We start from the raw sequence: 12,201 nt of genomic DNA, 5'->3' as shown, positions 1-12,201 counted from the left end.
CAATGTGGGAGCGAGCCTGCTCGCGAAGGCGTCATTCCTGACACAGCAGGGCTCAGGGATACTTGCGCTTATCCGGCGCCGGCGGGAAGTACTGGTACAACCAGGTCTCGCTCAAGGTCCGGTCCTTGGTGCGAATGAACAGGCGCATCTGTACCGGGTCCACGCGGTCGTCGGTCGGGTACCAGTCGAAGGTGATGCGGTAGCCCTTGATCGCATCCAGCACCAGCACGTTGAAGTCCTTCACCTCGCCGTGGGAACAGGTCACCACCGGTTCGATACCAGTGCCCGGCGGCAATTGGTCGAGGCCGCCGCCGCTGAAGTCCACAGCGAAACGCCGGGCCCAGACGGTCGGGTAATGTTCGCCCGGTGCCCAGCCCTCGATGAAGCCACCCATGCCCGAACGGGTCGCATCGACGTGAGCCAGGTCCGTGCTCACGGGTGGCAGCGCGCTCCAGTAGAGCTTGTAGCCATAGTTCAGCGAGTCGCCGGCAGCCACCGGTTTTTTCGGTGTCCAGAACGCAACGATGTTATCCAGGGTTTCGCCGGTGGTAGGAATTTCCAGCAGATCAACCGAGCCTTCGCCCCAGGCCGTCGTAGGCTCGACCCACAGGCTCGGGCGCTTGCTGTACCAGTCCACGGTGTCCTGGTAGCTGGCAAAGTCATGGTCGGTCTGCACCAGGCCGAAACCTTTCGGGTCCTTGTCGGCGTAAGCATTGAACTGCAGGCTGGCGGGGTTGTTCAGCGGGCGACAGACCCACTCGCCGTTGCCGCGCCACATGGCCAGCCGGTCGGAATCGTGGATTTGCGGGTGGATGGTGTCGCACATGCGCCGCTCGACGGTGCCGCAGCTGAACATGCTGGTCATGGGCGCAATGCCCAGTTGCTCGATGGCGGTACGGGCATTGATGTGCGCGTCGATCTCCATCACCACCCGGGTCGGCTGGCAATCGATATCAAACCGATAGGCGCCGGTGGCGCTGGGGGAATCGAGCAGGGCGTAGACCACGAAACGGGTGCTGTTCTTGTCCGGGGTTTCGAACCAGAACTTGGTGAAGTCCGGGAATTCCTCACGCTTCTTGGCATAGGTGTCGATGGCCAGGCCGCGGGCCGACAGCCCGTACTGGCCGCTGGCGTCCACGGCGCGGAAGTAGCTGGCTCCCAGGAACGAAACGATGTCGTGCCGGTCCAGCTCCGGCGCCTTGAAGACGCGGAAGCCGGCGAAGCCCAGGTCACCCGTCAACTGCGAGGTGTTGACCGTGGTTTTCTCATAGTTGAACAGTTCCGGACGGAAGTGCACTTCGCGGGCCATACGCGTCTTCGGGTCGACGCTGTACATGCGCACCGGCTGCTTGAAACCCATGCCGACGTGGAAGAACTGTGCGTCCAGTTGCCCGTCCAACGCATTCCACAGTGAGTGATTGGCGTCGTACCGGATGGCGTTGAACTGCAGCGGCGACATTTGGGCCAGGGTCGGTGGCAGGACTTGCTTGGTGTCGACGTAGCGGCTCTCGGCCAGCCGCCGGGCCTGATCCTTCAAACCGTTGAAATCGAAGGGACGGGCTTCGCCGTCGGCAGTCTGATCGGCGGCCCAGGCGCGGGCGGCCATGAGCCCGGAGGCCGATAGCCCGGTGTAGGCGGCGAAAGCCATGGAGGCCTTGAGCAGATTCCTGCGGTGCATAAATACAACCTTTCTCGAAACAATCCCGAGCCGATCCTGGCAACAGAGATTGGTAAAGGAGTTCGGACATGCCTTTGGCCAAACGCGACGAACGTTAGAACAGATGCCTGAGAGCTGGATCGGTTCACCGAGGCGCAAAATCATAGGGGAAATGCAGGCCTGGAGAGAAAGGGAAAGCGTGGCTTGGTCAAATTTTCTTACAGTTATTTCTTTTTTTATGTCGATTCCAACTTTTTTTGACTAATTACTCTAAAACTCCCTTTTCACGCTTTGAATCCTCCCTATTCTTTAGCGTGATAGACGATTCAATCCGGATTCAGACGGCGCTATCAGGTCAACTCGACGTAAAGAAGGACAGTTCATGACAAAAATACAGGGCATTACTGAAATGCTGGGGATCTTTCCAGGCCTGACCAACCCGCGCAGGCCACGCCGGCTCAGCCTGGAAGAGTTACGGCTGGTGGAGCGTTATCGGGAGTTGTCGGAAAACGACCGGATCGCCATGCGCTACCTGGTGGATGCGATGCGCAGTGTTTCCAGATTCTGATCAAGCGCGGTGATGAATGGCCGGTCCAGGGGAGCACCGGCCGATATCATTCAATCGACCAATCCTGAGGACGTTCGCTGCGCTGCTGCAATACCCGCAGGATTTGCAATTGCCCCTGTACGAGTCGGTACGGCGCAACGGATGGATAGCGTGTCAGCACCAGCTCTCGAATATCGGGAACGACTGAAGGACGGCCTGAGCCGGGAAAGCGCTGCAATTGTCGCAGCGTTTCCAGGATGGCGATGATGACATCGTCAGCGCCTTGCGTGCCGATAGCGCTTTGGTAATGTTCATGAATCGAGTCGAGGTCACTCTGTGCTTTATCGGTCAGTACGATGCTCGGCACGCTTTGCCCACTTAGCCTTCACGGCATCCAGATCGGTCAGATTTCCAGCATCGGCGTCTGCTATGCCTTCGCTGATGGCTTGTAGATGCCAGGACTCGGCCTCTACATATCGAACTAGTGCACGCTTGAGGTGATATTGACGGTCGCGGTCGGTGGCAGCAGCCAACAGGTCCAGCTGTTGGGCCAGACCTTCTTCCACACGAAAGGACAAAACGGGCGAGGCCATGGCTGATCTCCAGGGTGTATACGTTGTAGACGCCCTAGGTCCTGCCAGGATTTCCGTCAACCGATGAGCGTGCACCGATCGACGAAAACCTTAGCAGCGCGCAGGCAGGGCAGCCGCGAGCATGTGTTGCCAACGTTGTCTTGGCTTCAATGCTTGAACATCACATGCCGCACCACCGTGTAGTCCTCCAGCCCATACATGGACATGTCTTTGCCATAGCCGGAACGTTTCTGACCGCCATGGGGCATTTCGCTGACGAGCATGAAATGCGTGTTGACCCAGGTGCAGCCGTATTGCAGGCGTGCCGACAGGCGATGGGCGCGGCCGATGTCGGCGGTCCACACCGATGAAGCCAGGCCGTAGTCCGAATCGTTGGCCCAGGCCAGCACTTGCGCTTCGTCGAGGAACGGCGTGACGGACACCACCGGGCCGAAGACTTCGCGGCGGACGATTTCGTCATCCTGCTGGGCGTCGGCCAGCACCGTCGGTTCGAAGAAAAACCCGTTGCCGTCCACGGCCTTGCCGCCGGTGACCAGGCGGATATGCGGCTGGGCGATGGCGCGTTCGACGAATCCGGCGACGCGATCACGGTGCTGGGCAGTGATCAGCGGGCCCATCTCGGTGTCTGGCGCGGTTTGCAGGCCGTACTTGATACTGCCCACCGCGGCGCCGAGCTTCTCGACGAAGCGGTCGTAGATGCCTTGCTGGGCATAGATGCGGCATGCGGCAGTGCAATCCTGGCCGGCGTTGTAGAACCCGAAGGTGCGGATGCCTTCCACCGCTGCGTCGATGTCGGCGTCGTCGAAAATGATCACCGGGGCCTTGCCGCCCAGTTCCATGTGCGTGCGCTTGACGCTGTCGGCGGTGCTGGAAATGATGTTCGAACCGGTGGCGATGGAGCCGGTCAGCGACACCATGCGCACTTTCGGATGAGTCACCAGCGGCTGGCCGACGGTCTGCCCACGACCGAACACCACGTTGAGCACACCGGCCGGGAAAATCTCCGACGCCAGTTCCGCCAGGCGCAACGCGGTCAGCGGGGTCTGTTCCGATGGTTTGAGCACCACGGTGTTACCAGCGGCCAGGGCCGGGGCGATTTTCCAGGCAACCATCATCAACGGGTAGTTCCATGGCGCGATGGAGGCGATGACCCCCACCGGGTCGCGGCGGATCATCGAGGTGTGCCCCGGCAGGTATTCGCCGCCCGCCGAGCCGTTCATGCAGCGACTGGCGCCGGCAAAGAAACGGAACACGTCGGCGATCGCCGGGATCTCGTCGTTCAGCGCGGCGCTCAAGGGTTTACCGCAATTGTCCGATTCGAGCTTGGCCAGTTCTTCGCCGTGGGCTTCGATGGCGTCGGCCAGTTTGAGCAGGAGCAGGGAGCGGTCCTTGGGCGAGACTTGGGACCAGCTTTCGAAGGCACTGTCGGCCGCACGCACGGCGGCATCGACCTGGGCCTCGCTGGCTTCGTTGATTTCCACCAGAACCCGCCCCAGTGCCGGGTTGAACACGGCCTGGCCGGGGCCTTCGCCGTTCACCAGGTGGCCGTTGATCAGCAGTTTGGTTTGCATGTGCATGTCCTCGTCTGTCGCCGTTTTTCTGTGGGAGCGAGCCTGCTCGCGAAGCTTTTGGCGCCTTCAGAAACGCCATCGCGAGCAGGCTCGCTCCCACATTGGGTGGTCATCGTTAGTATCAGATTCATTTCCCGCCACTCCCCGCCACGCTCTCACCACCCCGGGTCAGGTAATAAGCGCCCAATATCGGCAGCATCGTCACGATCATCACCAGCATCGCCACCACGTTGGTCACCGGCACGTCGCGAGGGCGGCTGAGCTGGTTGAGCAGCCATAGCGGCAGCGTGCGTTCGTGGCCGGCGGTGAAGGTGGTGACGATGATTTCGTCGAACGACAGCGCAAACGCCAGCATCCCCCCGGCCAGCAGCGCCGAACCGAGGTTGGGCAGGATGATGTAGCGAAAGGTCTGCCAGCCGTCGGCGCCCAGGTCCATCGAGGCCTCGATCAGGCTGTGGGAGGTGCGGCGCAGGCGGGCGATGACGTTGTTGTAGACGATCACCACGCAGAAGGTCGCGTGGCCGACGATGATGGTGAACATGCCCGGCTCGATGCCCAGGGTCTTGAAGGTCGCCAGCAGGGCAATGCCGGTGATGATCCCTGGCAGGGCAATCGGCAGGATCAGCATCAGCGAAATGCCCTGCTTGCCGAAGAAGTCCCGGCGGTACAGCGCCGCCGAAGCCAGTGTGCCGAGCACCATGGCGATCAGCGTGGCGATGGCCGCGATCTGCAACGACAGCTTGATCGCCTCCAGCACATCCGGGCGCGCGAAGGCGACGCTGAACCACTTCAGGGTCAGGCCCTTGGGCGGAAAGCTGAACGCGGCGTCTTCGGTGTTGAAGGCGTAGAGGAAGATGATCAGGATCGGGAAATGCAGGAACACCAGCCCGCCCCATGCAGCGATCTTCAGGCCCCAGGATGATTTTTCAGAGTGCATCGAAAGCCCCCAGGCGCTTGACGATAGACAGGTAGATGGCAATCAGCACGATGGGCACCAGCGTGAACGCCGCGGCCATGGGCATGTTGCCGATGGCGCCTTGCTGGGCGTAGACCATGCTGCCGACGAAGTAACCCGGCGGGCCCACCAGTTGCGGCACGATGAAATCCCCCAAAGTCAGCGAGAAGGTGAAGATCGAACCGGCGGCAATGCCCGGGATCGACAACGGCAGGATCACCTGCATGAACGTCTGGCGCGGTCTGGCGCCCAGGTCTGCCGAGGCTTGCAGCAGGGACGGCGGCAAGCGCTCCAGGGACGCCTGGATCGGCAGGATCATGAACGGCAGCCAGATGTAGACGAACACCAGGAAACGTCCCAGGTGTGAGGTGGACAAGGTGCTGCCACCCACGCCGGGAATCCCCAGCACGAACTGCAACAGCGGTTCCAGCCCCAGGTGCTGGACGAACCATTGCGCCACGCCGCCCTTGGCCAGCAGCAGCGTCCAGGCATAGGCCTTGACGATGTAGCTGGCCCACATCGGCAGCATCACCGCGATGTAGAAAAACGCCTTGGTCTTGCCGCTGGTGTAGCGCGCCATGTAGTAGGCAATCGGGAACGCGACGATGGCGCTGGCGATGGATACGACGATAGCCATGCTCAAGGTGCGCAGGATGATGTCGAAGTTCGAGGGCTGGAACAGCGCGGTGAAATTCGCCAGGGTCAGGTCAGGGGTGACCGCCATGGTGAAGTCGTCGAAAGTGTAGAAGCCCTGCCACAGCAACGTCAGCAGCGAACCCAGGTAGATCGCGCCGAACCAGATCAGCGGCGGCACCAGCAACATCGACAGGTAGAGGTTGGGCCGGCGGTACAGCAGGTTGGAAAAACGCCGCAACGGTGAACCGGGCGTGGGCGTCTGGGTGAGGGCCAGGGTGTTCATCTCACACCTCACTGCCGACAGTGTCATGCAGCGCGACCATCGCCTCCCGCGCCCAGCGTACGCTGAGGGGCTGGCCGGTCTGGTGCTGGGCGGTGGTGTCGAGCCACTGGGTGTTGGCCTGGCTGAGGTTCAGGGTCTGGCCGTTGGCAAGCTTCAACTCGTAGCGCGTGGCGCTGCCCTGGTACTGGATGTCGTGCAGCAGGCCGCGGACTTCGATTTCATGAGCGGCCAACGGGCCCTCGGCGAAGCGCACGTGCTCCGGACGGATCGAGAACGGCTGTGGATTACCGCTCAGTTCCCGGGCCAGTTCGCCGCGAATCACATTGGAAGTACCGACGAACTCGGCGACGAAGGTGGTTGCCGGTTTCATGTACAGGTTGCGCGGCGTGTCGACCTGTTCGATCCGGCCTTTGTTGAACACCGCCACGCGATCGGACATCGACAGCGCTTCGGTCTGGTCGTGGGTGACGAAAATGAAGGTGATGCCCAATTGGCGTTGCAGTTTCTTCAACTCGCCTTGCATCTGCTCGCGCAGCTTCAGGTCCAAGGCGCCCAGGGGTTCGTCCAGCAGCAACACCCGTGGGCGATTGACCAGCGCACGGGCGAGGGCCACGCGTTGGCGCTGGCCGCCGGAGAGCTGCACCGGCTTGCGCTCGCCATAGCCGCCCAGGGCCACCATCTCCAGTGCTTCGTCGGCGCGCTTGATGCGCTCGGCCTTGGCGACGCCTTTGACTTTCAAGCCGTAGGCGACGTTGTCGCGCACATTCATGTGCGGGAAAAGCGCGTAATCCTGGAACACTGTGTTGACGTCCCGTTGATACGGCGGCACCCCAGCGGCTTCTTCGCCGTGGATGCGGATCGAGCCGGCACTGGGTTGTTCGAACCCGGCGATCAAGCGCAGGCAGGTGGTCTTGCCTGAGCCGGAAGGGCCCAGCATGGAAAAGAACTCGCCGTCCTGAATGTCGATGGAAACCCGGTCAACGGCCTTCACTTCGCCAAACTGACGGGATACCTGGGTGAACTGGACTGCAAGCGTCATGGTGCGGGGCTCCAAAAAGCACGACTTTCTGTTGGATCTGGCTGGATTGTCAGGCCCGGACCTGTGGCGAGGGGATTTATCCCCGCTGGGGCGCGAAGCGCCCCCAAAACTGACGCATCTGAGTGTCAGGTAGATTGAGTCGACAGTTTTGGGGCCGCTTCGCAGCCCATCGGGGATAAATCCCCTCGCCACAAGAGCGGTGTTCAGCTCCGGTTTTTTCGCCGACAGGGGGCCTTAACGCCCACCCATTATCGCAATGTAGTCCTGGGTCCAGCGGCTGTACGGCACGAACTTGCCGCCCTCGGCCTGCGGGGTTTTCCAGAAGGCGATCTTGTCGAACTGGTCGAAGCCGTTGGTCTTGCAACCTTCGGCACCGAGCAGCTCGCTGCCCTTGCACGCTGCCGGTACCGCTGGCAACGAGCCGAACCACGCGGCCACGTCACCCTGGACTTTCGGTTGCAGCGACCAGTCCATCCACTTGTACGCGCAGTTGGGGTGCTTGGCCTCGGCGTGCAGCATCGTGGTGTCGGCCCAACCGGTGGCGCCTTCTTTTGGAATGGTCGAGGCGATCGGTTGTTTTTCGTTCATCAGGCCGTTGACCTGATACGGCCAGGCGCCTGATGCCACCACGCCTTCGTTCTTGAAATCGCTCATCTGCACGGTCGTGTCGTGCCAGTAGCGATGGATCAACGGTTGCTGGGCTCGCAGCAATTCCAGCACGGCCTTGTACTGCGCTTCGTCGAGTTGGTAGGGGTCCTTGATGCCCAGCTCAGGCTTGGCGGTCTTGAGGTACAACGCCGCGTCGGCGATGTAGATCGGGCCATCGTAGGCTTGCACGCGCCCCTTGTTCGGCTTGCCGTCGGGCAGGTTCTGGGCGTTGAACAGCACGCCCCAACTGGTGGGTGCCTGCTTGAATACTTCGGTGTTGTACATCAACACGTTCGGGCCCCACTGATACGGGGTTCCGTAGGTCTGCTGGTTGACCACGTACCACGGTGCATCCTTGAGGCGGGGGTCGAGGTTTTTCCAGTTGGCGATCAGTGCGGTGTTGATCGGCTGCACGCGCTTGCCGGCAATCAGCCGCAGCGAGGCGTCGCCCGACGCGGTGACCAGGTCGTAGCCGCCCTTGGTCATCAGGCTGACCATTTCGTCGGACGTCGCGGCGGTTTTCACATTGACCTTGCAGCCGGTTTCCTTCTCGAAACCGGTCACCCAGTCGTAGGCCTTGTCGCTTTCGCCCCGTTCGATGTAACCCGGCCAGGCGACGATATCCAGTTGGCCCTCGCCGGCGCCGACGGCCTTGAGCGGTTCGGCGGCCTGGAGGCTGACGCTGGTCAGCAGCGCCATGGTGATTGCACTGAGCAATACGGTCTTGTGCGCGTACATGGAAATCCCTCTTGCTTTAATTATGGTCGGGGCAGTGTTTCAACGGGGTGAAGCGCCATCGAAGGCCTGTTATTAGAATAGTGCTGTTATCTACAGATGCTGGCCGTGGCGGGCCATGATGTGGCGCACCACGCTGTAGTCCTGGAGCGAGTCGCTGGACAGGTCTTTGCCATAGCCCGAACGTTTCAAGCCGCCGTGGGGCATTTCGCTGACCAGCATGAAATGGCTGTTGATCCAGGTGCAGCCGTATTGCAGCCGCGCCGCTACCTGCATGGCCTTGTCCAGGTTTTGGGTCCATACCGAGGACGCCAGGCCGTATTCGGAATCGTTGGCCCAGTCCACTGCCTGGCTGAGTTCGTCGAAGCGAGTCACGGTGACCACCGGGCCGAACACCTCGCGCTGGACGATTTCATCGCTTTGCTTGCAGCCGGCCAGCAGCGTGGGTTGGTAATAGAAACCGGCACCGGAATGCACCGCCGCGCCGGTGATGCGTTCGATGTGCGGTTGGCCGAGCGCGCGCTCGACAAAACTGGCGACCCGGTCGCGCTGACGGGTGCTGATCAGCGGGCCGATCTCATTGTCGGCGTCACGCTTGCCGGCAAAGCGCAGGCTGCTGACCGCGGCGCCAAGCTCGGTCACCAGTTGGTCGTGAATCCCGTCCTGGGCGTAGATCCGGCACGCCGCAGTGCAATCCTGCCCGGCGTTGTAATAACCGTAGGTACGCACGCCTTCGACCACCGCCTGGATGTCAGCGTCGTTGCACACGATCACCGGCGCCTTGCCACCCAGCTCCAGGTGCGTGCGCTTGAGGGTTTTCGCTGCGGCCTGGAGGATCTTCTGCCCGGTGACGATATCGCCGGTCAGCGAAACCATGCGCACTTTGGGGTGGCTGACCAGATGGCTGCCGACACCTTCGCCACCTCCGCATATGATGTTGATCACACCCCGTGGCAGGATCTCGGCCAGTGTTGGCGCCAAGGCCAGGATCGACAGCGGCGTGTGCTCCGAGGGCTTGAACACCAGCGTATTGCCGGCGGCCAGGGCCGGGGCGATTTTCCACGCGGCCATCATGATCGGGTAGTTCCAAGGCGCGATGGACGCCACTACACCGATTGGGTCGCGACGCACCATGCTGGTGTAGCCGGGTAGGTATTCGCCGCTGAGCTGGCCGGTCTGGCAGCGCACGGCGCCGGCGAAGAAACGAAATACATCCACGGTGGCGCTCAGGTCATCCTGGCGCGCCAGGTGTAGCGGCTTGCCACAGTTCAGGGATTCGAGACGGGCCAGCTCATCGGCGTTCTTTTCGATGGCGCTGGCGATCTCCAGCAGCAGGTTCGAGCGTTGTTGCGGCGTGGTCCGCGACCAGCCATCGAAGGCGTGATGGGCAGCGAGAATCGCGGCTTCGACCTGCTCGGTACTGGCCTCGGCGATGTGAGCTATCACCTCGCCTGTGGCCGGGTTGAGGATCGGCTCGACAATGCCCTCACCGGGAGCGAGTTCCCCGTCAATCAGCAACGCGGTGCATAACGGGGTTTGCGTGCCAGCCATTTTTATAGGTCTCAGTGGAAACAAAGAACCTGTGGGAAGCGAGCCTGCTCACCCCCACAATGGAATGTGGTGATGCAGCAAGACTAGTGCTCAGCCACTAGGCCGACAAATTCGAAATACTCAAGGCTTCATTCGATTAAATAGATGGCTTGCGTCCGCCATGGGGCTGTTCCCGGGCAACGGCCAGGAACGGGTCGACCGACGCCGGTCGCGCCGTGCCTCGGCGCCAGGCCAGGCCGACGTCGAGGGTCTGGTTGAGGTCGGCAATTGGTCGGGCTTCGATGATGTCACCTTCCAGCGACCATGGGCGGTAAGTCATGTCCGGCTGGATCGACACGCCCAATCCTGCCGCCACCAGGCTGCGTACTGCTTCGGTCGAGGCGGTGCGCAGGGTGACCTTCGGTTGCAGGCCGGCACCGCGCCACAGGCGCTGGGCGTTGCGGTCCATCTCATCGACGTTCAGCTGGATCAGTGGCTCGCGGGCCACGTCGGCCAGGTTGATGCTGTCGTGCTCCAGCAGCGGGTGCTGCGCCGGCAGCCACAAGCGATGGGGCGAATGGGTCAGGACTTCGGTCTGCAAGGCATGGCGATCTTCCAGGTTGGACAGGATCAACACTCCCACATCGATTTCGCCGCTGACCAGCAGATGCTCGATGTAAGGTCGCTCGTCCTCCATGACGCGGATTTCCACGTTGGGATAGGCGCGCTGGAAACGAGTCAGCAGATCCGCCAGGTAATACCCGGCCACCAGGCTGGTGACGCCGATGGTGACCTGGCCGGCGACCTGGTCGGTGCTTTGTTGCAGGCTGCGCTTGGCGTTGTCGACGGTGGCCAGGATCAGGTGGGCCTGGCGCAGGAATTGATGGCCCTGGTGCGTCAGGGTCATGCCCTTGGCGTGGCGATTGAACAGGCTGACGCCGATCTCCTGTTCCAATTGCTGGATGGCCAGGGTCAAGGTGGACTGGGAAATGAATGCGGTTTGCGCAGCGGCAGAGATCGAGCCGGTTTCGGCCACGGCGATGAAATGGCGAATCTGACGCAACGTCATCATGAGGATTACCCGAAGGGCGGTTTTATCGATGAGTGGCAGTGTATATCGTTTTTTTCAATGGATAGTGATCTGGCAGGCAACATCTCGAAGCAATCTCAACAGCGGTGGCGGGGCACTTTCGATCTAGGCTGGGGGCCTTAATGATCCGGTTACCCCGAATGCGTGGAGGCAGCAAATGAACACTCGTGGATTGCTCGATCAGCTTCTCAAGTCCGGTCAGGAAATGTTGCAGAACAAGGCGGGCGGCTCCCAGGGCAAGTCGTCCGGCGGCCTGGGCGGATTGCTCGGCGGCTCCGGCAACCTGGGCGGGATGCTTTCCGGTGCGGGTGGCGGAGCACTGGCCGCCGGGGCCATGGGCCTGTTGCTGGGCAACAAGAAAGCCCGCAACTTCGGCGGCAAGGCCCTGGCCTATGGTGGCCTGGCTGCCTTGGGCGTGATCGCCTACAAGGCCTACGGCAACTGGCAGGCCCAGCAGGGCACCGCGCCGAAAACCGAACCGCAGACCCTCGACCGCGTTCCGCCGGCGCAGGTCGAGCAGCACAGCCAGGCGATCCTCAAGGCGCTGGTGGCGGCGGCCAAGGCCGACGGCCATGTGGACGAGCGCGAGCGGCAGTTGATCGAAGGTGAGTTCACCAAGCTCGACAACGACCAGGAACTGCAACACTGGCTGCACGCCGAACTCAACAAGCCCCTTGACCCCGCCGACGTTGCCCGCGCCGCCAGCACCCCGGAAATGGCGGCGGAAATGTACATCGCCAGCGTGATGCTGGTGGACGAGGAAAACTTCATGGAGAAATCCTACCTCGATGAACTGGCACGACAACTCAAGCTGGAGCCGGGGTTGAAGGTGGAGCTGGAGAAACAGGTGCGCCAGGCGACTGTATAGAACAGCCCCAACGCTATTCCCTGTGGGAGCGGGCTTGCTCGCGAAGGCG

At 61.8% G+C, this 12,201-nt stretch carries 12 protein-coding genes; 2 read left to right on the top strand and 10 right to left on the bottom strand.

The genetic code is table 11. The features are described 5' to 3' along the window. Positions 1-52: 52 nt before the first annotated feature. Complete coding sequence (locus tag AC30D9_RS11985; protein WP_490144087.1) at positions 53-1,678, bottom strand: glucan biosynthesis protein D; 1,626 nt, start codon at positions 1,676-1,678, stop codon at positions 53-55. 361 nt (positions 1,679-2,039) lie between these two features. Here AC30D9_RS11985 and AC30D9_RS11980 point away from each other — a divergent pair, with 361 nt between their 5' ends. After that, positions 2,040-2,225 carry a hypothetical protein gene (locus AC30D9_RS11980; RefSeq protein ID WP_092143945.1) on the top strand — a complete coding sequence of 62 codons (186 nt, stop codon included), beginning with the start codon at positions 2,040-2,042 and terminating at the stop codon, positions 2,223-2,225. A gap of 46 nt (positions 2,226-2,271) precedes the next feature. Here AC30D9_RS11980 and AC30D9_RS11975 read toward each other — a convergent pair whose 3' ends face one another. The 9 genes from AC30D9_RS11975 to AC30D9_RS11935 form a co-directional block, all read right to left on the bottom strand. Beyond that, the gene (locus AC30D9_RS11975; protein ID WP_307575092.1) at positions 2,272-2,571 is read right to left on the bottom strand and encodes a type II toxin-antitoxin system RelE/ParE family toxin; all 300 of its coding nucleotides are present in this window, start codon (positions 2,569-2,571) and stop codon (positions 2,272-2,274) included. Continuing rightward, on the bottom strand, positions 2,546-2,797 hold the full coding sequence (locus AC30D9_RS11970) for a CopG family ribbon-helix-helix protein (protein ID WP_109753659.1): 252 nt from the start codon (positions 2,795-2,797) through the stop codon (positions 2,546-2,548). Before AC30D9_RS11970 ends, AC30D9_RS11975 begins: the two co-directional genes overlap by 26 nt. Before the next feature lie 146 nt (positions 2,798-2,943). Continuing rightward, the gene (locus AC30D9_RS11965; RefSeq protein WP_307575091.1) at positions 2,944-4,368 is read right to left on the bottom strand and encodes a gamma-aminobutyraldehyde dehydrogenase; all 1,425 of its coding nucleotides are present in this window, start codon (positions 4,366-4,368) and stop codon (positions 2,944-2,946) included. A gap of 127 nt (positions 4,369-4,495) precedes the next feature. After that, positions 4,496-5,305 carry an ABC transporter permease gene (locus tag AC30D9_RS11960; RefSeq protein WP_116831540.1) on the bottom strand — a complete coding sequence of 270 codons (810 nt, stop codon included), beginning with the start codon at positions 5,303-5,305 and terminating at the stop codon, positions 4,496-4,498. Then, a complete protein-coding gene (locus AC30D9_RS11955) occupies positions 5,295-6,242 on the bottom strand; it encodes an ABC transporter permease (protein ID WP_134922941.1) in 948 nt (315 codons plus the stop codon). Before AC30D9_RS11955 ends, AC30D9_RS11960 begins: the two co-directional genes overlap by 11 nt. A 1-nt stretch (position 6,243) precedes the next feature. Beyond that, complete coding sequence (locus tag AC30D9_RS11950) at positions 6,244-7,281, bottom strand: ABC transporter ATP-binding protein (RefSeq protein WP_490144086.1); 1,038 nt, start codon at positions 7,279-7,281, stop codon at positions 6,244-6,246. Between the two features lie 234 nt (positions 7,282-7,515). Further along, on the bottom strand, positions 7,516-8,667 hold the full coding sequence (ydcS, locus tag AC30D9_RS11945) for a putative ABC transporter substrate-binding protein YdcS (protein WP_134922943.1): 1,152 nt from the start codon (positions 8,665-8,667) through the stop codon (positions 7,516-7,518). Between the two features lie 90 nt (positions 8,668-8,757). Continuing rightward, a complete protein-coding gene (locus AC30D9_RS11940; protein ID WP_490144085.1) occupies positions 8,758-10,215 on the bottom strand; it encodes a gamma-aminobutyraldehyde dehydrogenase in 1,458 nt (485 codons plus the stop codon). 136 nt (positions 10,216-10,351) lie between these two features. After that, positions 10,352-11,266, bottom strand: coding sequence for a LysR family transcriptional regulator (locus tag AC30D9_RS11935; protein WP_307575085.1), 915 nt, complete (start codon positions 11,264-11,266; stop codon positions 10,352-10,354). Between the two features lie 175 nt (positions 11,267-11,441). Here AC30D9_RS11935 and AC30D9_RS11930 point away from each other — a divergent pair, with 175 nt between their 5' ends. Then, a complete protein-coding gene (locus AC30D9_RS11930; RefSeq protein WP_134922946.1) occupies positions 11,442-12,152 on the top strand; it encodes a tellurite resistance TerB family protein in 711 nt (236 codons plus the stop codon). Positions 12,153-12,201 lie beyond the last annotated feature (49 nt).

The sequence above is a fragment of the Pseudomonas sp. DF11 genome (assembly GCF_058148565.1).
This window is presented reverse-complemented; position numbering and strand designations above follow the sequence as displayed.

What these genes read in the sequence shown, in the direction of transcription:
- AC30D9_RS11940 (WP_490144085.1), bottom strand. Translation starts at nt 10,215, where the DNA reads ATGGCTGGCACGCAAACCCCGTTATGCACCGCGTTGCTGATTGACGGG.
- AC30D9_RS11930 (WP_134922946.1), top strand. Translation starts at nt 11,442, where the DNA reads ATGAACACTCGTGGATTGCTCGATCAGCTTCTCAAGTCCGGTCAGGAA.
- AC30D9_RS11960 (WP_116831540.1), bottom strand. Translation starts at nt 5,305, where the DNA reads ATGCACTCTGAAAAATCATCCTGGGGCCTGAAGATCGCTGCATGGGGC.
- AC30D9_RS11935 (WP_307575085.1), bottom strand. Translation starts at nt 11,266, where the DNA reads ATGATGACGTTGCGTCAGATTCGCCATTTCATCGCCGTGGCCGAAACC.
- AC30D9_RS11950 (WP_490144086.1), bottom strand. Translation starts at nt 7,281, where the DNA reads ATGACGCTTGCAGTCCAGTTCACCCAGGTATCCCGTCAGTTTGGCGAA.
- AC30D9_RS11965 (WP_307575091.1), bottom strand. Translation starts at nt 4,368, where the DNA reads ATGCAAACCAAACTGCTGATCAACGGCCACCTGGTGAACGGCGAAGGC.
- ydcS (WP_134922943.1), bottom strand. Translation starts at nt 8,667, where the DNA reads ATGTACGCGCACAAGACCGTATTGCTCAGTGCAATCACCATGGCGCTG.
- AC30D9_RS11985 (WP_490144087.1), bottom strand. Translation starts at nt 1,678, where the DNA reads ATGCACCGCAGGAATCTGCTCAAGGCCTCCATGGCTTTCGCCGCCTAC.
- AC30D9_RS11970 (WP_109753659.1), bottom strand. Translation starts at nt 2,797, where the DNA reads ATGGCCTCGCCCGTTTTGTCCTTTCGTGTGGAAGAAGGTCTGGCCCAA.
- AC30D9_RS11955 (WP_134922941.1), bottom strand. Translation starts at nt 6,242, where the DNA reads ATGAACACCCTGGCCCTCACCCAGACGCCCACGCCCGGTTCACCGTTG.
- AC30D9_RS11980 (WP_092143945.1), top strand. Translation starts at nt 2,040, where the DNA reads ATGACAAAAATACAGGGCATTACTGAAATGCTGGGGATCTTTCCAGGC.